The sequence below is a fragment of the Thermophagus xiamenensis genome, from assembly GCF_900112795.1.
Classification (GTDB): domain Bacteria; phylum Bacteroidota; class Bacteroidia; order Bacteroidales; family Marinilabiliaceae; genus Thermophagus; species Thermophagus xiamenensis.
The window spans coordinates 51,629-73,052 of sequence record NZ_FONA01000019.1; the positions used below are offsets into that span (position 1 = coordinate 51,629).

Genomic DNA, 21,424 nt, shown 5'->3' on the forward strand with positions numbered 1-21,424 from the left:
TATAGAATTTGATTTTACAGAACTCTTTTTTCCCGCAGCAAAAATAAAGTTACCCTTTTCGTGAGGCGGAATTGTTATGGGCAATTGGTTAATATTGAACATGAAAATACATTTTACCCATCTGAATTGTTTGTTCCGGGGTCCAACAATATTTAATTTTAGACATGAATAAAGACCTAAACATGGATACCATTAATGAAGATAAACCGTCACTCCCACGCTAACAGCCCAAATCTCATCAAACTGAACAAATTCACTTTCAACTGCCTCTTTAATAGCCGAATCGACCGTAGACACCTCCACAAACAAACTACTTTTTCGGCGTTGCCGGTTAAAATACCACTCCCCGCTGATAAAAGGCATTGAATAAATACGCTCTTGAAAATAAAACATGGCCCGATGGTAAAATGTAATTTTTCCCGGAATCGCATCCTCTAATAAGAAATTTACCGACACCCCGCTTTTAATTGCCATTCGCTCCATTATCCGTGGTCCTAAAAGGATGAAGCTATTTTTTAAAGTTATTACTGACGCTCTTCCATTTTTTAGCTTCATGGGTTTATACATATAACCAATCAAAAGAGAAGGTTCATAAATATTATGTATTCGGTATCCGGCACCTGCCGATAACTGTCCTGCCTTTTTGAGGTATTGGAAATGAACATAATCGGGTGCTAATGATGAATGTGATTTCAATTTTTTCTCATCTTCAAAGTGAGTCAAGTGCCGGGCCCATACATCAAAGCTGTCATTACCGTAAACGGCACATTGCGGTGCTTCCACCCCGCCAAAAGCATAAAGACATTGAACCATAAAAAAGAAAACAATCAATATCGTGCAAGTCCGGGTCATCGGTTCCCCTCTTTATTAAATTTTTATTTCAAAGGATGCCCGTATACCAAACCGGGGTGCTTTGTCACTCTCGGTTAGTCGCCAGATGGCATCAAATCTAAAAAACCTCAATACATTTTCTACTCCGGCACCTATTTCCAAATAGGGTTTATTGTTATAATCGGAATAAGTCAAAGGAAAAGATAGTAATTGACTATGCCTGTTGTCTACACTTCCTATCATGGCTTTGGCACTAATCACTTCACGCAGGCCTAAACGATATAACCCGGGTATCCGCTTAAACCAAAAACCATTCAGATTGCACTCGGTAAAAACATGTAAATAGCGGTCATGAAAAAATTCTATGTTATCCATAAGGTTGAATCGATACCTACTTATACCATAAGTCTCATTACCACGAGGGATATCGAGCAGTGGATAAGGTACGCGTCCCAGTATCCATCCCCCTTCCACGGCATAATTGATACGTGCCTGCCCCAGGTAAAAGTGATGTTTATAGGTGGAATGTATCTTGCCGTAGTATTCGCGCTCATCGCCTGCCTCCGTTACTCCGCCTGAAAAAACCAGGTTTACGACAGGTTTTGGTGAAGAAAGATAAATCCTTCGATATCCATAATCGAGATACTTTTCCAGCCACGACCATCTCAACCGGATTCTCACCTCGGATGCATCAAAATGGTCCAATAAATTACCATTGGAAAGAAATGGATAAAACTGAGGGGAATAAATTCTCGATGCCGTAGCGCTTGTCTTTAGGCTAAATCCTGTTCTTACCTCATGCTCGAAAGATGCAGTCAGTTTTTTCACCTGATACAATTCATCCAGCTCATCTCTTAGAAATAGATAACTGATAAGATTGGAAGTAGAGGGACTCTGCTTGTTTTCGTACAGGTAGAGAATATTCTCGCTTTCCCCCATCAGAATCATGTCATTATTATACTCGGCACTTATTAAGTTTCGACGCGAAGCAGGCAATAAAAAACCGGCACCTACTCTCCCGAGCCACTGTTTATTACGCGTGCCATATCCAACGCCACCCCAAAGACTAAAATTTTCAGACACCTCCTCACTGGTACGGCCGCCAATAAAAAGATGAGTCCCTTCTACTTCATTAAATAATATAGTTTTATCGTATGGTCCCCATTCAAAATATCCCAAATCATAATATCCCGTCATAGCCATATCGGCAACATTATCAAGCAACTTTACCAAAGGCAAACGGTTGACAGAATCTATTGCAGCTTTCATTTCCCAATCGTTGGCATCCAACGCAACGGGTCGTATCGACTGCCAATATGTTGAATCTTTCTTTTTATAATCCCGCGCTTTTACCGATTCATATGAAAGTTGTCGATGACTCAGTTCAACCTCCCGGTTTAAACCAATATTTGCATCCCGAAAATGCATGTAATTTATGGCCTTTAACTCTACCCTTTTTTGATTTTTTTTAAACTCTACAGGCAAATAATCGATGGAAAAGATAATTCTTGATTGGCCATAAAACGGGACAGAATCATTCAACAAATGATAATCAGCCTGAATTTCCAAATCTTTTATGAAATTTAAATGCTCCGGATTGACAAGGGTAGCTTTTATTTGCGTAATGGCAAAACTACTGTCAACAACAGTCATTTCGCCTCTAAAAGTATTATCTCCTTTACGGCGGGGCGTGAAACGTATTTGGTAGGCCTTTCCGTACCTGGTCATCACCGAATCCAGCAAATAGTATTTATAATAAAACCACCCGTTACTATGAGCCGGACTAATAAATTGATGTCCTAAAAATGGAATGGTGTTATTATAAAAATTAATACCATCGTCGAGGCCCGAAGTAAACCCGGAAATTTCAGTCTCCTGCAACAGGCCCAAACCTTGTGTATGGTCGGCTTCTATGGTTGACTTACGTTTTAGTGGCTCTTTCTGATATTCATTGAATACCACTTGCTCCGAAAAATATACCGGCAAATATCGGGTTCCCTTATCATCATATTTAAAAATTCCACCGGCATGCCTGAAAATATTCCATGCCGTCATTTTATCCGTGACATTATTAATTCGATAATCCCATTTGGTATAACGACGGTAAGAATAGCCCGGAAGTCTTGCCGGATTATTCTTTTCTCTGTTTGTCACCACCCCCGTCATTATCCGGCGTACAGGACCTTCATCGGGCTTCACTTTAATTTCGGCCAAACTTATTTGCGTAGGTTGTAACCATACCTCTAATGATTGTTCTTTTCCTTTTTCTACCTTATGCTTTTGCATAACATAACCCAAGGAAGAAAAAACAATGGTATCGACAGGAATATTGGCACTTAAAGAAAAATAACCGGCAGTATCACTGGCGGTTCCTATGGTTGTCCCCTGAAAACTGATATTTACCAACGGTAAAGGGTCATGTGTTTCGCCATCATAAACCCTCCCTTCTACAACTGTGGTTTGACTTGTCCCATTGACTTCTGCAAGACAAATAACAAAACACAATATCAACAACTTGGGCAAAGGGTTAATCGCTACCTTTTCAAAAAATAAAACAGACTTGTTATTATTCAACTTCTGCATATTCATCAAACGGCTATGGCCTCCTTCCACATCAATTTAACAGAATTAATTTTAGAAGAAGGACCTTTTACAGCCGTCAAAACTACATTATTGATAGATTCACCTAATCTTATTTTCGTTAAACCACAAAAAAAAGATGACGGAAATGCATTTTATAAGCCTGAAATGTTTTATTCGCGGCAGAAAAAAGTGGTAAACATACGAGGCGATTAGTCGTTAGTTATTTAACACTAACCACCTGACCCATCCTGACACATATGTCCTCTGCCCAAAATGCACGGTTAAAACTTCCACTGAAAAGAATTTTTAACCGTGTAGAACAGCTTATCTACATCAACTGCGGTATTGTCGTATTCCAGTTTGACGAATAAACCAAAATTAAAGTTTTTGGATATTTTAAGGGAGAGGTTGGATTCGCTCCATATCCGGTAGTCGGCCGGGTCGGAATAGTCGGGCTCGTAATAGGTGGTATGACTTAAGGAAGCCGAAGGACTGATGGTCCAGCTGAAGCTACCCATGGAACTAAATTTCACCAGACTTTTTTTGCGGTTGTAATCGGTGTATTCGTATAGCTCGTTGAGGTAGATGGTATAGCCCACCAGGAATAGCGAAAAATTATCATTGTCGGCAATGTTGAAGCGGGGTCCGCCACCAAGGATATATCGATGTTTCAAACTTTTGACGCGGTTATACTGGTATTGAAAGAAACTTTCGGCAATAATGATTTTATCGGGGACCCAGTAGTTATATTTCAACATAAGGCCACCGTTGTTAACGTTACGTTCGTTACCCACTTCGTTAAAGCTAAGGTCGGTAGAAAGCAGATAAGTGTTTAACTCATCATTGTATTGCAGTTTAAGCCTGGAACTAAGTTGTTTTTGGTCGGTAGAAGTATGAATCAAATTAAAACCCAGGTTAAACTCTCCCTGTAAACCTTTATTGGGGTCTTTTGTCCGGCGTTTATCGATACTTACAATTTGCGCATCCAATGAAAAAAAATTACCCGTTAAAAAAATAAAAATCAGGAAGAATACTAAGCGATGATTGCCCATGATAATTTTAATATGATTAGTTTTTAGTTCTTATTTCAAAGTTTTTAGTTATCAGGCTTCAAGCCCCTAAATCAACATCAGCATATTAGCTTATCAATCTCTTCAATCCATTAGCCTAACAAAATATAAGCCTATTGGCCTAACGACCTATCAGCCTATTAGCCTATCAGCCTATTAGCCTATTAACCTATCAGCCTATTAGCCTATTGACCTATTAGCCTAATTAGCCTATCGGCCTGTTGGCCTAATGCGTTTCAGCGCAACAAATTTATTTAAAATAGAATGGTATGCAATAGTCAACACAAATTGCATTTTCTAATACAACAATTATTAAACTATGTCAACGATCATTATATTTGTCGACCATCAGGTGTAAATTTGAATAAATAAATCAGGCATGGTTAAGAATGTCTTTAAATGGTTCTCCTCTTTTAGGAACTCAACAAAGGCAGGCCATGCGTGTTCGCCATACCTGTTCCGGTTAATCAGGGAAAGTATGGGAAATAATTTAACACAAATGTAAAAATATAGGACAATGCCCAAAATCTCTCAGCGTGGCGGCTCGATGCCTGCCTCACCCATTCGGAAGCTGGTGCCTTATGCCGAGGCTGCCAAACAAAAAGGAATTAATGTAATTCATTTGAACATTGGTCAACCCGACATCTTTACACCTGAAGTAGCTTTTGATGCCTTGCATAACCTTAACCTAAAAGTTATCGAGTACAGCCATTCGGCAGGAAATGAATCGTATCGGAGAAAACTGGCAGCCTATTATCGTTCCATTGGTATTGATGTTGACCATAACGAAATATTAATTACCACCGGCGGTTCGGAAGCGCTCACCTTTGCTTTTCTTAGCTGTTTGAATCCGGGTGACGAAATAATCATGCCTGAACCTTTTTATGCCAACTATAATGGTTTTGCTACGCTTGCCGGCATAAACATTGTTCCTATAACTTCATCCATTGAAAATGACTTTGCCTTACCGCCAGTGGCCGAATTTGAAAAATTAATAACTCCACGCACAAAAGGAATTTTGATTTGCAATCCCAATAATCCCACCGGATACCTCTATTCCGAATCGGAATTAAAGGCTTTGCGCGACCTGGTCGTCAAACATGACCTATATTTCTTTTCCGATGAGGTGTACCGCGAGTTTTGTTACGATAATCACCAGCATCTTTCGGTGCTTCATCTAAAGGGAATAGAAGAACACGCCGTAATGATTGATTCGGTATCGAAACGCTACAGCGAATGCGGCGTGCGTATTGGGGCATTGGTATCAAAAAATCATCAACTTATCGAAACAGCACTTAAGTTTGGGCAGGCACGATTAAGTCCTCCCGGACTGGGACAAATTGTCGGAGAGGCATCATTGGATACTCCGCCTGACTATTTTATCTCTGTTAAAGAAGAATATCTTAAGCGACGCGACTTTCTGGTTAATGCCCTCAATAAAATTCCGGGCGTTACATGCCCACAACCAAAGGGGGCTTTTTACACCATGGTAAAATTACCGGTTGATGATGCCGATGAATTTTGCCGATGGATTTTAAGTGATTTTAATTTTGAAGGACATACCGTAATGATGGCTCCCGGGTCAGGGTTCTATTCATCTAATGATAAAGGCCGTAACGAGGTGCGTATTGCCTATGTTTTGAAGCAGGAAGATTTGGCTAAAGCCGTAATGGTACTGCAAAAGGCTCTGGAAGCTTATCCGGGAAGAACCACAGGCCGTTAGGCAATTAGGTCAATAGGCTGATTGGCTAATGGATTGATGAGATTGATGAGATTTAGGGGATTTGAAGAAGGGACATATCAACACTGGGGCGTTAGTGCCACATTGGAATTTTAACAACAGACCTTAAAACTCATTGAGCATAAACTGTCTGGAGTTTTTTAACCAAAAAAATCCATTTTTTCGTGCAATTAGACAACAAATGTCTTAACTTGCACAATGGTATTGATAAAATACGGTAATGCTCCTTCTGAAAAATTGAGCTTTGCGGTAGTTTTATTGGTAACCAACAATTATTAATTATTTCTATTTTATTATGAACATTTTTGTAGCAAAGCTCAGCGCCCGCACCAAGAGTGAGGATCTGGAGCAATTGTTTAGTGAATTTGGAGAAGTAAGCTCCGCTAAAGTTATTATGGACCGTGCAACGGGTTATTCAAAGCGTTTTGGCTTTGTTGAGATGCCCAACGACGACGAAGCTCAAACTGCCATTGACAATCTTGATGACAAAGAATTTGACGGCAGTCGTATTGTGGTAAAGAAAGCTCGCCCCCGCGAAGAAGTTAGCGGACGAAGCGATCGTAATTTTGGTTAGTCCCTTAACCCGGATGAAGTAAAGAGGGTGCCTGTAAATGTTGGAATTCTTCGAGTCAATTTTATTATGTTTTGAGAAATGTGTCTTTCCCAAATTCAATATAAATTATTGACTCATGGTAAAATTTCAGCCTTTTAAGACAGCCTCTTTTTTTCGTACAAAACATACTTACTTCATTAATATATTGATTATTTAAATTAGTCATTAGTGGTTAGTAGTTAGTAGTTAGTAGTTAGTGGGTTAGTAATTAGTGGTTAGTGGTTAGTGGTTAGTGGTTAGTAGTTAGTTCCAATTTATCTTCTGTTAGCCGATAACGTCTTAACCCTATCAATCAATTTAATAAACATCAACACATTAGCACATTAGCATATCAGCACATCAATCCATTAGCCTATCAGCCTAATGACCTATTGACCTAATGGCCTATCAGCCTAATAGCCTATTGGCCTAATGGCCTATCAGCCTAATAACCTATTGGCCTAATGGCCTATCAGCCTAATAACCTATTGGCCTAATGGCCTATCAGCCTAACAGCCTATTGGCCTATCAGCCTATTGGCCTATTAGCAGCTTTTCTGCCTCACTTTATTACACATCCTTGTCTTTATATGTCAAAAGGTCGGCGACTTTTTGTATTTTTGCATTTTCTATAAAAAAAGAAAGTTCATCGTATTATGGAAATTGCAAGCAAATACAGTCCGGCCGAAACAGAAGAGAAATGGTATCAATACTGGATGGAACAGAAATTCTTTAAGTCTGTTCCCGACGAGCGTGAACCCTACACCATCGTTATACCTCCGCCCAATGTAACAGGGGTATTGCATATGGGACACATGCTTAACAACACCATCCAGGACATTCTGGTGCGCCGGGCGCGTATGCAGGGCAAAAATGCTTGCTGGGTGCCGGGAACCGACCACGCATCTATTGCTACCGAAGCCAAAGTGGTCAACAAGCTACGGGAAGAAGGCATCTCCAAGCAATCCCTTTCCCGTGAAGAATTCCTGAAACATGCATGGGACTGGACCCACAAGCATGGCGGCATCATCCTCGAACAGCTCAAAAAACTGGGCGCCTCCTGCGACTGGGACCGTACCTGCTTCACCATGGACGAAATACGCAGCAAAGGCGTCATCAAAGTATTCGTAGACCTTTATCGTAAGGGCCTCATCTATCGCGGCATCCGTATGGTCAACTGGGACCCGGTTGCAAAAACCGCCCTGTCCGATGAAGAAGTCATCTATCGTGAAGAACAATCCAAACTCTATTATATCCGCTATCAGGTAGAGGGTGAAAGTGAGCAGTATGTCACCATTGCTACTACCCGTCCCGAAACCATATTGGGCGACACGGCCGTATGTGTCAATCCCAATGACGAACGATTCCGACATCTGGTGGGCAAAAAGGTGCTGGTACCCCTCATCGGAAGAGCCATTCCTGTCATCGAAGACGAGTACGTTGATATGGAATTTGGAACCGGATGCCTTAAAATCACTCCTGCCCACGATATCAACGACTATGAAATAGGGATGCGTCATAACCTGGAATCGATAGATATCCTCAACGATGACGGAACATTAAATGAGGCGGCACAACTCTATGTGGGCGAAGACCGCTTCGTGGTACGTGATAAGATTGCCGTTGACCTGGAAAAATCGGGTAACCTGGTTAAAATCGAAGACTACACCAACAAAGTGGGCTTTTCGGAACGTACCGATGCCGTCATAGAGCCGCGACTGAGCACCCAATGGTTTCTGAAGATGTCGGAATTGGCCAAACCGGCATTGAAAGCGGTGATGGAAGATGAAGTACGTTTTCATCCGGCCAAGTTTAAAAATCTTTACCGCCATTGGATGGAGAATGTAAAAGACTGGTGTATCTCACGCCAGCTGTGGTGGGGACATCGCATACCTGTCTATTACCTGGAAGATGGCAGCTACGTGGTTGCTGAAACCCCGGAAGAAGCCGTTGAGCTTGCACGCGAAAAAACGGGGAACCCCTCCCTCACCGAAAAAGACCTGAAGCAGGACGAAGATGTTCTCGACACCTGGGCCTCATCATGGTTATGGCCCATCACTGTTTTTGATGGGTTTAATCCCGATAACAAAGAAATCGATTATTACTATCCCACCAACGATTTGGTGACGGCACCCGAAATTATCTTCTTCTGGGTGGCACGGATGATTATGGCCGGATACGAATATCGCGGCACTTATCCATTTAAAAACGTATATTTTACCGGTATAGTACGCGACAGTAAGCGGCGTAAGATGTCCAAATCGCTTGGTAACTCACCCGAACCGCTTGAACTTATCAAAAAATATGGTGCCGACGGCGTTCGTATGGGTATGCTTCTCTGTTCGCCCGCCGGTAACGACCTCCTCTTTGACGAGAGCCTCACCGAACAGGGACGTAACTTTTCCAACAAGATATGGAACGCCTTCCGACTGGTAAAAACCTGGAAGGTGGATGAAAAGCAGGAACAACCCGAAAGTTCTGCTTTGGCCATCGAATGGTTCCGAAATAAACTGAACGAGGCCATTAACACCCTTGACAACCATTTCGAGAAATACCGTATTTCCGATGCTTTGATGGAAGTCTATCTTCTTTTCCGCGAAGAGTTCTCATCATGGTATCTGGAAATGATTAAACCCGCCTATCAGCAGCCCATCGACAGCAAGACTTACAAGGCTACCTTAAACTTTTTCGATGAGCTGATGCGCCTTCTGCATCCTTTTATGCCATTCATTACCGAAGAAATTTGGCATCACCTCGAACCACGTAAAGAGGGCGAAAGCATTATGGTGAGTCTGCAACCCAAGGCAGGACCGGTTAATGCCGATATGCTTCAACAGTTCGAATACGTGAAAGAAGCTATTGCTGCCATACGTAACCTGCGGCAAGAGAAAAACCTCTCGGCTCATGAGCCCCTCACCCTAAAAGTAATGATGGGGAAAGATGGTTACTTTAAGCAATTTAACCCTGTTCTGAAAAAAATGGCCAACCTGGAAGCCATTGAAGAGGTAGAGGAAAAAGTTGATGGGGCAGGTTCATTCCTCATCAAATCTTCAGAATATTTTATCCCCCTTCATGGCTTAATAAATATCGAAGAAGAAATTGAAAAGTTAGAGAAAGAGCTTAACCGGATGAAGGGATTCCTCAATGGGGTTATGAAAAAACTCAGCAACGAAAAATTTGTTGCCAATGCGCCGGCAAAAGTGGTGGAAATGGAAAAGAAGAAAAAAGCCGATGCCGAAGCCAAAATTGAAGTGCTCACCGAGAGCATCCGAAATTTGAAAGGGTAAGACGAAGACTATAGCAAATTTGTCGCTTTCTTATTACCCGAACAACTTCAAATTCAATAATTTGAAGCTTTCTAACAACAAAGACATGAAGGCTTACATGACTGCCAAAAACAAAAAACTATCACTTACCGCCCAAAGGACGGTAAGTGATTTTATTGATTTTTTGCTTTATAAGGAAAAAGAAGAAAAATCAAAAAGAGCTTCAAACTATAAAAAAAGAATTCTCGAAGTATCTCAATGGGCAGAGGCAGATTGTAAGATTTTTGAAGAAAATCGGAAATTGTTTAATCAATGGCCACCTCCAAAATGGTAGTTGATACTGGAATTTTTATTGAGTTTTTAAGAGCAAAAGACAAAACAAAGACTCAACTGTATCAAATCGCTGATGAAGATATATCCCTATCAGCAATTACTTTAAATCTCTCATTGTCATGCTCGTTTCATCCCTACATTTTTTTGGCTAACTTTGAAGTCATAGAGCATCGGAACTATTGCAGATAAAGTTCATTTTACCCGTAAACAACGGGAATATAAAATATTAGTTATAGTCATAATCGACTTATTCGCATGCCTCGATGTGACGCAATCGCATGCTTCGATGCGACGCAATCACATGCTTCGATGTGACACAATCGCATGCTTCGATGCGACGCAATCGCATGCTTCGATGTGATGCAATCGCATGCTTCGATGTGATGCAATCACATGCTTCGATGTGACGCAATCGCATGCCTCGATGCGACACAATCGCATGCTTCGAGGTGACTCGTTCGGCTGAAATGAGCCCGGCGCTCAAGGTTTGCTATAAGAAGGAAATGTATAAGCTTAAACCATGTGCATTTCATTGCGCACAATGAATTAAATCTTTTCGGATGACACACAAACAAAAAAGTACCGGCTTTAAGACATTAGATGTTTTCCTGATTTCGTTAACCCATCATATTCATGACATATATACTTCGTTTCCGGCGCCGATTCAGGTGTTATTAATGGAAAAACTGTCTATCAACTATACTCTTTTCGGGTTGTTATCGGTGATTCAGAGGATGCCAACCCTGTTGAATCCGTTTGTTGGTATATTGGCCGACAAAGTAAGAATCCGCTACCTGATGATAGTGGCGCCCTCGCTGACGGCCATATCGATGAGTCTGATAGGACTGGCCCCCTCCTATTCCTTTTTAGTTATAATGATGTTAGTATCAGGCATTAGTTCAACCATGTTTCATGTTCCCACGCCGGTAATGATAAGACATATAGCCGGTAACAGAACCGGCCGGGGCATGAGCTTCTATATGGTAGGTGGTGAGCTGGCCCGCACCCTCGGACCGGTGGTTATATTGGGCGCCATCGATTTATGGGGTCTGGAAGGTACTTTCCGGTTAATTCCGGCCGGAATATTGGCTTCGTTAATACTGTTTTTCCGCTTTAGACATGTAGACCTAAGGAAAAAAATTTCAAAGGATAGTCACCAAAACAACAGATACCTGAAGACATTAAAACAGTACCTGCCGGTGTTGCTGATTATAGGAAGTATCACACTTACCCGCGGCTTTATGAAAAGTTGTCTTACTTACTATTTGCCGGGTTATCTGGAAAGCACCGGCTCATCCCGCTGGATGGCCGGTATCTCATTATCGGTAATATTTTTATCGGGAACAGTCGGCACCTTTCTTTCAGGCACCATATCCGATTTCATAGGTCGCAGGAATACGCTGTTGATTGTATCCGTAGTTTCCCCACTGTTAATGGGTCTGTTTATTCTGGCCAAAGGGGCTTATACACTTCCTCTGCTTATTGTCATGGGCTTCTTTCTACTGGCTCCGACACCGGTATTTCTGGCCATCATCAACAGCCTGAAAACCGACCACCTGCCTTTTGTGAACGGACTTTATATGACCAGTAACTTTTTGTTCAACTCCATTACAACCCTTGCCACGGGTTACGGCTTCGACCATTTCGGTCATCAAACCACATTCATTTTTGCAGCTTTGGCAGCCTTTTTGGCCATTCCTGCAGCCTTAAACATCAACAAAATTCACTAAATGGCTTTAAGGCTCATATCCAGGCTGCGGATATGATGCGTCAAAGCCCCTACCGATATATAATCTACCCCGCATTCGGCATAGCTTCGGATGGTTTCTTTGGTGATACCTCCGGAAGATTCTGTCTCATACTTGCCATCGATCAGCTTCACCGCTTCACGAGTGGTTTGGGGATCGAAATTATCGAGCATAATACGGTCAACCCCTCCAACTTTCAGTACTTGGTGTAACTCATCCATGTTACGGACTTCTATCTCTATCTTTAGGCTTTTACCAAGTTTCTTTAAATATTCATGAGTGGTTTTAATAGCTTTTTCTATTCCCCCGGCAAAATCGACATGGTTATCTTTAAGCATAATCATATCATAGAGGCCCATACGGTGATTTTGACCACCACCAATTCTGACAGCTTCTTTTTCGAGCAGACGCATCCCGGGCGTGGTTTTCCGAGTATCTAAAATTTTGGTATTAGTACCTTCCAAAAGTTTAACATACTTACGCGTTTGTGTAGCTATGCCACTCATCCGCTGCATGATGTTCAGCACCAACCTTTCAGCTTTTAGCAGGGTTAGCACTTTCCCTTTCACGGTAAAAGCCACATCGCCGGGTTTCACCAACGTGCCGTCACTTAATATTGGGGTTATCTCTATATCCGGTTCCAGATGACGAAACACTTCAAAGGCTACCTCAACCCCGGCCAAAACGCCCGTTTCCTTAACCAAAAGCTGTACTTTACCTTCTGCTTCGGCAGGTATACAAGCCTGCGACGAGTGGTCGCCATCTCCCACATCCTCATTCAATGCATTTGTGATAAATGTTTTCAGGTATTCGTTGTTCATTCGCATAAGGTTTACTTACTTCTTTGATATATTGATTTTTAAATTAGTTATTAGTGGTTAGTCGTTAGTGATTAGTCAATAGTCGTTAGTGGTTAGTGGTTAGTGATTAGTATTTAGTTCCAATTTATCTTCTGTTAGCCGATAACGTCTTATCCCTACCAATCAATTTATTAAACACCTAAACACCAAAACATAAACGCATTAGCACATCAGCACATTAACAAATCAGCACATCAATCTCGTCAATCCCTTCAATCTCTTCAATCTAATAACCTAATGGCCTAAAGGCCTATCGGCCTTTTCAGCCTGTGCACTTCTGCCTCAGTGTTTATACACATCTTTTCTGGCAAAAGCCGCCATGCTCGTTTCATTCGCATAAAATTAGCTTATACAATTAATTTAAAGTTTATCACATCCACCGCTCACCCCTTAATCCCCTAAAGGGGAAATACCCAACCCGCAAACATTAAAATCAAAAAATTCCTCTTCTGCCTTCTGCCTGTGCACTTCTGCCTGTGTCGTTTATACACATCTTTTGTGGCAAAAGCCCCCATGCTCGTTTCATTCGAAAATATTAAATATTTAGTTCCAATTTATCTTCAGTTAGCCGATAACGTCTTATCCCTATCAATCAATTTAATAAACACCAAACATCAACGCAATAGCACATCAGCACATTAACAAATCAGCACATCAATCTAGTCAATCCCCTCAATCTAATAACCTATTGGCCTAAAGGCCTATCGGCCTTTTCAGCCTGTGCACTTCTGCCTCAGAGTTTTATACATGTTCTTTTGTAGAAAAAAGTCGCCAGATTCGTTTCATTCGCATAAAATTAGCTTATACAATTAATTTAAAGTTTATCACATCCACCGCTCACCCCTTAATCCCCTAAAGGGGAAATACCCAACCCGCAAACATTAAAATCAAAAAATTCCTCTTCTGCCTTCTGCCTGTGCACTTCTGCCTCTGTCGTTTATACACATCTTTTGTGGCAAAAGCCCCCAGGCTCGTTTCATTCGAAAATATTAAATATTTAGTTCCAATTTATCTTCAGTTAGCCGATAACGTCTTATCCCTATCAATCAATTTAATAAACACCAAACATCAACGCATTAGCACATCAGCACATTAACAAATCAGCACATCAATCCCCTCAATCTAATAGCCTATTCGCCTAACAACCTAAAGGCCAAATGGCCCAATCACTCCTGTTTCTCAATCCTGATTTGATGTATGAGGGGACGATTTTCTTTACCGGTTTTCACCAAAAAGTAGATTCGATAATGCTCATTGATACATTTGTATTCACCGATGGCAAAGGTAGCACTTTGACGTGTTCCATAATGCAGCACCTGAAAGGATGAGACCTTATTGTCGGCAAAAAAATTTTTCAGGATGAAATGAGCCTGTTCTTTGCTGAAGATACCCGATTCACCGGGAAGTACCAACTCTATTTTGTCGTTCAGGTATGGCGTTAGACGTGTAACGTCACCCTTTCTGACGGCCTCCACCACCTGAGGGGGCAAGGGGGCTTGCCGAACGCCCTGGGACAATAACCACCACGGGGTCAGCAAAAAAATCACAAATGGCAGAAGTTGTTTTATCTTTTCCATATTTGATAAATATTGGGTTCTCTATCCTTGCCGACGCACCGCTCATCATCCAGATTTCACTTTCAGACCATATCATTAAAACATTTTTCGTGTCCGCATCCCCACTTTACGCCTGCAAAATAACCATAAAGGCTATACAAAAGTAAAAGATTGCAAAAACTAAACCACAAAAACTAAACTCTTTTTTGGAATACGAAAAAATGGTGCTTTGGTTTTCACTTACGCAAAATTATTCTATTAAATGTAACAACTTAAAAGGGAATCTTTTCAGGAAGAAGTTAATATTCGATTCTCTTGCTATCTTTGCAATACAAAATGTCCGGAGGCAGAAGTGCACAGGCAGAAAAGGCCACTAGGCCAATAGGTCAATAGGCTATTAGGTTGTTAGATAATGAGATTGAAGAGATTGAGGTGATTGATGTGATTGATGTACTAAATAGACAATTGACTAACGACTAACCACTAATCACTAACCACTAACGACTATTGACTAACCACTAATGACTATTTTTAAGAACCAATATATCAATAAAATAAGTAAATTTTATACGAATGAAACGAGCATGGCGGCTGTTGCCACAAAAGGACATGTATAAACGACACAGGCAGAAAAGGCCACTAGGCCAATAGGTCAATAGGCTATTAGGTTGTTAGATAATGAGATTGAAGAGATTGAGGTGATTGATGTGATTGATGTACTAAATAGACAATTGACTAACGACTAACCACTAATCACTAACCACTAACGACTATTGACTAACCACTAATGACTATTTTTAAGAACCAATATATCAATAAAGTAAGTAAATTTTATACGGATGAAACGAGCATGACAATGATAGATTTTCACAAAAGAGAATGTATAAAACTCTTTGTCATGCGAGTTCCATCCGACCAATGATTTAAGTAAATTTTATACGAATGAATTTGGAACTCTTTATCGCCAACAGGATTCGCACCGGGGGTATCTCAGGCAAAAGGCTTGCGCAACCGGTGGTAAAGGTGTCTATTGCCGGAATTATCATCGGCATGGTGGTTATGCTCATCTCTATAGCTACCGGTATGGGGTTCCAGAAGGAAATTCGGGAAAAGATTATCGGTTTCGGCAGTCATATTCAGGTGGTAAGCTATGACTTTAACCTTAGCTACGAAACCAATCCTATCAATCGGGACTCGTTACTGGAAAAACAACTTTCTGAAGTCCCGGGGATACTTCATATTCAACGCTTTGCCACCAAACCCGGAATACTGAAAACCAATAACCAAATGCAGGGAATGATATTGAGGGGGGTAGGTCCGGAATTCGACTGGTCTTTCTTCCGAACCATCATTAAAGAAGGGGATACTTTGACACTGAGTGATGATAAAACCTCTTCAGGAATTCTTATTTCCGACGATGTGGCTAAGATGCTTCAACTGAAAGTGGGTGATAAGGCGCCAATGTATTTTTTTGAAGACCAAATCAGAGCCAGAAATTTCAGAGTGGCAGGAATCTTCGACAGTAACCTGCCCGACCTGGATAAGACTTTTATCCTTTGTGACATCCGGCAGGTGCAGCGTCTTAACAACTGGAGCTACAACCAGATTGCCGGTTATGAACTGCTGGCCCAAGACTTTGAAAACATCATGGAAACAGGTGCTATGGTCGCTGATGTGGTGGCCGGTTACATCTCTCCCGACGGTGCCATGCTCAGAACACGAACCATTCAGCAAACTCAACCCCAAATATTCGGCTGGCTCGACCTGCTCGACATGAATATCGCCGTTATCATCGGACTCATCGTCCTCGTCGCCGGTTTCAACATGATTACCGGACTGCTCATCCTAATCCTCGAACGTACCAACATGATTGGCATCCTAAAAGCTATGGGTCTGGCCGACTGGCCTCTACGTAAAGTGTTCCTCACCCTGGCCTCTCACATCGCCCTCAAAGGTCTCTTCTGGGGTAACCTCGCCGGCCTAACCTTCTGCATGCTTCAAAAACAGTTCGGTATTATTAAACTAAATCCCGAAAACTATTTCCTCGAAACCGTTCCCATCCACCTCACCTGGACCTCCATCCTTCTCCTAAACGCCGGCGCCATCCTCGCCATCTTCCTTATGATGCTCGGCCCATCCTACCTCGCCGCTAAAATATCGCCCGTAAAGGCGATTAGGTTTGAGTAGAGACAGCGGAGATATCACAAACTAGCAAATCCATTAAAATCGGCTTATTCACAACTTGTTAATTTAACCAGACTTTAACAGACCCGCCTAAAATAGAAAAAAAATCATACGTCCTCCTAACCTATAATAATGATTCAATAACATCAGAATATTCCTTAGAAATTTTACTCCAAGTATATTTTCGGTTTGCAATCTGTTTCATTTTATCCCTATTTTTTTCCAATACATCATTGGAGGCTTTGGTTAAAGCTTGATTTAAACTTGTTGCATCCTTAAAAAAAATTGCACAACCCTCTGTCGTTTCCCTATTTGTAGGTACATCAAAGGAAAAAATTGCTAATCTCAAATGCATTGCTTCCACCAAACTTGGTGCAGTTCCACAGAAAGAATGAGAATGAATATAACAAAACGCATTGCCACGAATATAATCCAATTCTTTCTTATCGTATATAGCATCAAGCAAAATCATGTTTGGATGATCCTGATACTTTCTTTTAAGTTTTCTTCCATACTCAGAAATTTCCCAATTTGAGATTAAAACAATTTGAAATTGTGAAAAATTCTCGAATGCCTCTAAAACTATATGTATATTGTTGTCTATCTGTGCACGAGAAACACTGACAGCATACTTCTTCGGAAGAAAAGAATATTTTCTGGCGTATTTTTCATCATTTCTATCAATAAAGTGTACATGATCTCCCCCATATCTTATTACTTGGGATTCTGCATTGAAGTTTAACTTAAGACTCTTTCTATACTCCTCATTATCTGCAATATTGACATCTGAAAAAGAAGACGCAACTTTATGGTTTAATTTTGCCCACTTTTTTTGAAATGAGTTTAATTTTGGTCGATCCCATTCGTTTAAACCACCATGATTAACAATAACTTTGGTCTTAAAAAAAAGTTTTAGAGGTATTATAATACCAGAACCAACAGGACTTAAATACAATATAATATCTGAGGATACAAGAGCCCGGCAAAAAGTTATAAAATCGTAGAACAAACCAGAAAAGCCACTGGCATCTATATTAAGGTACTTTAATTTAGCACCATAATATTCTTTTTTTCTTTCTGAATACTTCTTTGCGTTACAATAAACTGTTATTTCATATTTCTCTGAAAGATTTTGGCAAAGAAAATCAGCGAGGGTTTCAAAACCTCCATATTTTGCCGGAACTCCATGTGTCCCTATAATATGTAATTTTTTTCTATTCAAGGTACCCGACATAATAATTTTCTATATATTCTTTCAATGCAACTTTCCAATTACGCATTTTATTGATTCCCCTTAAGTCCAATTTCTTCGTAATTAATCTTTCGGAAGCAGGTCGTTCTGCAAAATAAACATCCTTGAAATAATCTGAACTAACAGTTGTAATCTTAATATCATTTTCTTTCCCCAGAATTTGCAATAATTCTTTAGCCACTTCTAATCTGCTCGTTTGTCCTCCACAGACACAATTATAGAGCCCCCAAAATTCCTTTTTTATTAATTCTTTAACAGTTCTGGCAAAGTCATGAGTATAAGTGGGTGTTCCATCCTTATCATTTACAATAAAAAGTTCCCTTTTCCCTTCTTTTAATTGCTTCATGAGCTTTTGAATAAACTTTTTATCCTTTTTTGGTCCAGAGCCCATCATCCATCCTGCACGACAGACCAGGTAACGTTTGGCATTTTCGACCACAAATCGCTCACCCATATATTTTGACCGCGCATAAACACCTAAAGGATTAGGGATATCCCAATCATCATAAAACTCTTTTTTCCCATCAAAAATTCCGGCCGTACTTATATAAAGTATAGGAATATTAAGAGAATTAGCTATATAAACTGCATTTTCTACGGCCAAAGTATTAGTTACATAAGTTTCATCAGGATTTTTTTCACAAAATTCTAAATCTGTATATGCACCTAAATGAAACAAGTAATCAGGATTAAATTTTTCAACATCCTTTTTGTATAAATCGAAATCTCTAAAATCTAGGTATGACAACCAATCTTCGTTAACATCTTTATCTGTACACTTTAATTCATACTCGTCCTTAAATTGAGTATAAAAAGCTTCACCCAACATACCTCCGCAACCTGCGATGTAAATTTTTTTTTTCATTTCTCATTAATTTTATATTATCAAATTCCTTAACTTCTATAAATTTCAAATAAGGTTCTGAAAATCCAGAATCCATATATCTTTTCTATAAAAATCATGAACAATAATATATTCTGCTCATAACTTGGGCAACAATTACTATTTCACTCTATTTATTGCTTGTTTATAAACTTGAACAATTTTTTCGTAATATCTTTCAGAAGAAAATTTCTCTTGCGCATCAAAAGAAATTTTAGCCCTGTCAAAACTTGAAAAAAACATTTTGTTTATCCCTGAAACCAAATCTTCCAAATTTCCAGGTTTAAAACAGAAACCATTTTTACCTTCTGATATTAATTCTGGTATACCTCCTATTTTTGCTCCTAAAATAGGTGTCCCTAGAACCAAAGCCTCTATTACGGAAAGTGGATTATTCTCATACCACTCTGAGGGAACAACAAGAAATCTTGCTGTACTTAATTGTTCTTGAATGATCTCCCATGACTGAAATCCCAAAAACTCTACATTTCTGCTATCCGAATATGTATCTTTCAGTAAACTACAAATAGGGCCATCACCTATTATTTTTAATTTTTTATCAGGAAATTGCTGCATTGCACGCAATAATAATTCAACACCTTTTTCTTTACTTATTCTCCCCACATAAAGTATAAAATCGTCTATTTTCTTTTTTGTAAAGGGGATTACTTTTTCTTCAGGGTAAAAATTACATAAATGCATTATAGAACTTTCTCGAAATCCACCCTTTACCATTTGGTTCTTCAAAAAAACCGAAGGTGCAATAAAAGTAGAAGTGTAATCTTGTAATTTTCTTTTATTCCATTTTTTAATCTCAAAAAATCCCAATAGACTTGCCGCAAAATTATTTTTAATACACCTATTCTTAACAACAGAAAATTGATTCGTAATACAAAGGTCACAAGGCCTATTGTTTCTTAGCATTAAATAAGAAGGACAAATTAACTTATAATCATGCAATGTCCACACAACAGGTATTTTTTTTTCTATAGATATTTTTGCAACAATTGGAGAAATTTGTGAATGAATATTATGCAAATGAACAACATCGGGCTTAAAATGGGTTATAAAATATTTCCATTTTTTAATTACCTCGGATGCTCCAAAAGGACGGATAACTTTCTTTACTATACTATTAAATGAATTTGCAGAAAAATCAACGAACGTGGGCCAATATTCATCCTCAACTAATTTAATATTCTGTTTGTAATCCATACTAAAAACATACACTTGATGCCCATTTTTCTCAAGAAGTTTTTTTAATTGAATCACATGGATACAATCTCCTCCTCGGGGATAATAGAATTTATTTACTAAAACTATTTTCATTAAAACCCAATTATTTCCGTATACTTTTGAGAAATTTTATCCCAATTATAATGGCTTTTCACAAATCGTCTACGCAACAAACATCGCTCTCTCTTATGTTTTTTTTCATGCTCTAAATATTCTTCAATTTCTAAGCACCAATAATCTAAATCAAGATCCAGAATTCTCCCATATTCATAATTTTTAATTATATCCTTTGGTCCTGCTGTAGGAGTTGAAAATACAGGAATTCCAAAATATAAAGCCTCAAGAACTACCATCCCAAAAATTTCATATAATGAAGGAAGAAGTAAGAGATCACATTTAGAAAAAACACTTCCAATTAATTTATTAGGGATTGAATCAAAAATTAGTACTTTATTTTGTAAATTATAGGCTCTGACTAAATTTTTAATAAATTCCTTTTCTGGACCTTGCCCTATAATTAACAAACCATATTTTCCCCCTTTAACTTCATCCTTAGACAGTCTCTTTAAAACGTCAATTAAAAAAGAAACATTTCTTCTTTTTTCTAAAATTCCAACGTATAAAAAAATATTTTCAAAATTGTTTGTAAATTCCTCAACTAACTCGTTTCTAAAACAAGTCTCGGAATAAACATCAATATCTAGTCCAACAGGAAGCACTTTTATATCCCGGAATCCTTTTTTTTCAAGATATTTTTTTGCCATTGTAGTTTTCGCAAAAACATAATCACTATTACATTTCAACGTTTTCTGAAAAATAGTATCCAAGATATACTGATAAAAACGTCCTATCCCTGAATAATCTTGATACACCCCTTGATACAAAACAGTTTTAATCCCTAGCTTTTTAGCCTTTTTTAAAATATAGGCGTTCATTAATTGAGAAGTTTCATGAACTTGAATAACATCATAATCCTCACAAGAGAGATGTTTGGAAATACCCTCAATGACAGATATACGACCTCCAATACTTATCCCTTTTAATGGGATAAGCCTTAGCCTTAAACCATCATAAGAATAATAAATTGTTGTGTTCTCAACGTCTTCAAAAAATGAAAAAACGTCCACCGAATATCCCTGCTTCAAAAGGCCTTTGGCCAACCCAATTTCTTGAATATTATATAACTTTAATTTTAAAGGTATCGGGAAAGTTCTGAAAATTCCTATTCGCATAAAAAAAAATTAAGCCACCACGCCAGTATCCAATTTTATTACCCAAAGTCTATATAAT

15 protein-coding genes are annotated in these 21,424 nt (G+C 39.3%); 6 read left to right on the top strand and 9 right to left on the bottom strand.

Annotation, left to right across the window (positions count from 1 at the left end; all coding sequences use genetic code 11):
* Window positions 1-192 precede the first annotated feature (192 nt).
* The 3 genes from BM130_RS11675 to BM130_RS11690 all read right to left on the bottom strand — a co-directional run bounded on the left by BM130_RS11675 (window position 193) and on the right by BM130_RS11690 (window position 4,466).
* On the bottom strand, window positions 193-852 hold the full coding sequence (locus BM130_RS11675) for a hypothetical protein (RefSeq protein ID WP_010527527.1): 660 nt from the start codon (window positions 850-852) through the stop codon (window positions 193-195).
* A gap of 15 nt (window positions 853-867) precedes the next feature.
* On the bottom strand, window positions 868-3,414 hold the full coding sequence (locus BM130_RS11680; protein ID WP_010527528.1) for a DUF5686 and carboxypeptidase-like regulatory domain-containing protein: 2,547 nt from the start codon (window positions 3,412-3,414) through the stop codon (window positions 868-870).
* 281 nt (window positions 3,415-3,695) lie between these two features.
* Window positions 3,696-4,466: a DUF481 domain-containing protein gene (locus BM130_RS11690; protein ID WP_010527530.1), complete on the bottom strand. Its 771-nt coding sequence runs from the start codon at window positions 4,464-4,466 to the stop codon at window positions 3,696-3,698.
* A gap of 535 nt (window positions 4,467-5,001) precedes the next feature.
* On the opposite strand from BM130_RS11690, the gene BM130_RS11695 reads away from it, so the two are divergent.
* The 5 genes from BM130_RS11695 (at window position 5,002) to BM130_RS11715 (ending at window position 12,145) form a co-directional block, all read left to right on the top strand.
* Window positions 5,002-6,207: a pyridoxal phosphate-dependent aminotransferase gene (locus BM130_RS11695; RefSeq protein WP_010527531.1), complete on the top strand. Its 1,206-nt coding sequence runs from the start codon at window positions 5,002-5,004 to the stop codon at window positions 6,205-6,207.
* Window positions 6,208-6,520: 313 nt separating this feature from the next.
* Window positions 6,521-6,799 carry an RNA-binding regulator gene (gene rbp, locus BM130_RS11700; RefSeq protein ID WP_010527532.1) on the top strand — a complete coding sequence of 93 codons (279 nt, stop codon included), beginning with the start codon at window positions 6,521-6,523 and terminating at the stop codon, window positions 6,797-6,799.
* A 673-nt stretch (window positions 6,800-7,472) separates the two neighbouring features.
* Window positions 7,473-10,103 carry a valine--tRNA ligase gene (locus BM130_RS11705; protein ID WP_010527533.1) on the top strand — a complete coding sequence of 877 codons (2,631 nt, stop codon included), beginning with the start codon at window positions 7,473-7,475 and terminating at the stop codon, window positions 10,101-10,103.
* Between the two features lie 85 nt (window positions 10,104-10,188).
* Window positions 10,189-10,416 carry a hypothetical protein gene (locus BM130_RS11710; protein ID WP_029626586.1) on the top strand — a complete coding sequence of 76 codons (228 nt, stop codon included), beginning with the start codon at window positions 10,189-10,191 and terminating at the stop codon, window positions 10,414-10,416.
* Between the two features lie 559 nt (window positions 10,417-10,975).
* Window positions 10,976-12,145, top strand: coding sequence for an MFS transporter (locus BM130_RS11715; RefSeq protein WP_010527535.1), 1,170 nt, complete (start codon window positions 10,976-10,978; stop codon window positions 12,143-12,145).
* On the opposite strand, the gene nadC is transcribed toward BM130_RS11715, so the two are convergent.
* Entirely contained in the window at window positions 12,142-12,984 is an 843-nt protein-coding gene (nadC, locus tag BM130_RS11720; protein ID WP_010527536.1) for a carboxylating nicotinate-nucleotide diphosphorylase, read from the bottom strand. The two genes, BM130_RS11715 and nadC, sit on opposite strands and share 4 nt — an antisense overlap.
* A 1,205-nt stretch (window positions 12,985-14,189) precedes the next feature.
* Window positions 14,190-14,600 carry a DUF4783 domain-containing protein gene (locus BM130_RS11725; RefSeq protein ID WP_010527537.1) on the bottom strand — a complete coding sequence of 137 codons (411 nt, stop codon included), beginning with the start codon at window positions 14,598-14,600 and terminating at the stop codon, window positions 14,190-14,192.
* Between the two features lie 921 nt (window positions 14,601-15,521).
* On the opposite strand from BM130_RS11725, the gene BM130_RS11730 reads away from it, so the two are divergent.
* Window positions 15,522-16,766 (top strand): ABC transporter permease, encoded by a 1,245-nt coding sequence (locus tag BM130_RS11730; RefSeq protein ID WP_010527538.1) that lies wholly within the window; start codon window positions 15,522-15,524, stop codon window positions 16,764-16,766.
* Window positions 16,767-16,887: 121 nt separating this feature from the next.
* On the opposite strand, the gene BM130_RS11735 is transcribed toward BM130_RS11730, so the two are convergent.
* The 4 genes from BM130_RS11735 to BM130_RS11750 all read right to left on the bottom strand — a co-directional run bounded on the left by BM130_RS11735 (window position 16,888) and on the right by BM130_RS11750 (window position 21,366).
* Window positions 16,888-17,997: a DUF1972 domain-containing protein gene (locus BM130_RS11735; protein WP_010527539.1), complete on the bottom strand. Its 1,110-nt coding sequence runs from the start codon at window positions 17,995-17,997 to the stop codon at window positions 16,888-16,890.
* Complete coding sequence (locus BM130_RS11740; protein WP_010527540.1) at window positions 17,978-18,880, bottom strand: SDR family oxidoreductase; 903 nt, start codon at window positions 18,878-18,880, stop codon at window positions 17,978-17,980. The genes BM130_RS11735 and BM130_RS11740 overlap by 20 nt, the downstream gene beginning before the upstream one ends.
* A gap of 138 nt (window positions 18,881-19,018) precedes the next feature.
* Entirely contained in the window at window positions 19,019-20,227 is a 1,209-nt protein-coding gene (locus BM130_RS11745; protein WP_010527541.1) for a glycosyltransferase, read from the bottom strand.
* Window positions 20,227-21,366, bottom strand: a complete 1,140-nt coding sequence (locus BM130_RS11750) for a glycosyltransferase family 4 protein (protein WP_010527542.1) — start codon at window positions 21,364-21,366, stop codon at window positions 20,227-20,229. Before BM130_RS11750 ends, BM130_RS11745 begins: the two co-directional genes overlap by 1 nt.
* Between the last annotated feature and the right edge of the window lie 58 nt (window positions 21,367-21,424).

Excerpts from the sequence above, each read along its gene's own strand:
- BM130_RS11675 (WP_010527527.1), bottom strand. The coding sequence starts at position 852 with ATGACCCGGACTTGCACGATATTGATTGTTTTCTTTTTTATGGTTCAA.
- BM130_RS11680 (WP_010527528.1), bottom strand. The coding sequence starts at position 3,414 with ATGCAGAAGTTGAATAATAACAAGTCTGTTTTATTTTTTGAAAAGGTA.
- BM130_RS11690 (WP_010527530.1), bottom strand. The coding sequence starts at position 4,466 with ATGGGCAATCATCGCTTAGTATTCTTCCTGATTTTTATTTTTTTAACG.
- BM130_RS11695 (WP_010527531.1), top strand. The coding sequence starts at position 5,002 with ATGCCCAAAATCTCTCAGCGTGGCGGCTCGATGCCTGCCTCACCCATT.
- rbp (WP_010527532.1), top strand. The coding sequence starts at position 6,521 with ATGAACATTTTTGTAGCAAAGCTCAGCGCCCGCACCAAGAGTGAGGAT.
- BM130_RS11705 (WP_010527533.1), top strand. The coding sequence starts at position 7,473 with ATGGAAATTGCAAGCAAATACAGTCCGGCCGAAACAGAAGAGAAATGG.
- BM130_RS11710 (WP_029626586.1), top strand. The coding sequence starts at position 10,189 with ATGAAGGCTTACATGACTGCCAAAAACAAAAAACTATCACTTACCGCC.
- BM130_RS11715 (WP_010527535.1), top strand. The coding sequence starts at position 10,976 with ATGACACACAAACAAAAAAGTACCGGCTTTAAGACATTAGATGTTTTC.
- nadC (WP_010527536.1), bottom strand. The coding sequence starts at position 12,984 with ATGAACAACGAATACCTGAAAACATTTATCACAAATGCATTGAATGAG.
- BM130_RS11725 (WP_010527537.1), bottom strand. The coding sequence starts at position 14,600 with ATGGAAAAGATAAAACAACTTCTGCCATTTGTGATTTTTTTGCTGACC.
- BM130_RS11730 (WP_010527538.1), top strand. The coding sequence starts at position 15,522 with ATGAATTTGGAACTCTTTATCGCCAACAGGATTCGCACCGGGGGTATC.
- BM130_RS11735 (WP_010527539.1), bottom strand. The coding sequence starts at position 17,997 with ATGTCGGGTACCTTGAATAGAAAAAAATTACATATTATAGGGACACAT.
- BM130_RS11740 (WP_010527540.1), bottom strand. The coding sequence starts at position 18,880 with ATGAAAAAAAAAATTTACATCGCAGGTTGCGGAGGTATGTTGGGTGAA.
- BM130_RS11745 (WP_010527541.1), bottom strand. The coding sequence starts at position 20,227 with ATGAAAATAGTTTTAGTAAATAAATTCTATTATCCCCGAGGAGGAGAT.
- BM130_RS11750 (WP_010527542.1), bottom strand. The coding sequence starts at position 21,366 with ATGCGAATAGGAATTTTCAGAACTTTCCCGATACCTTTAAAATTAAAG.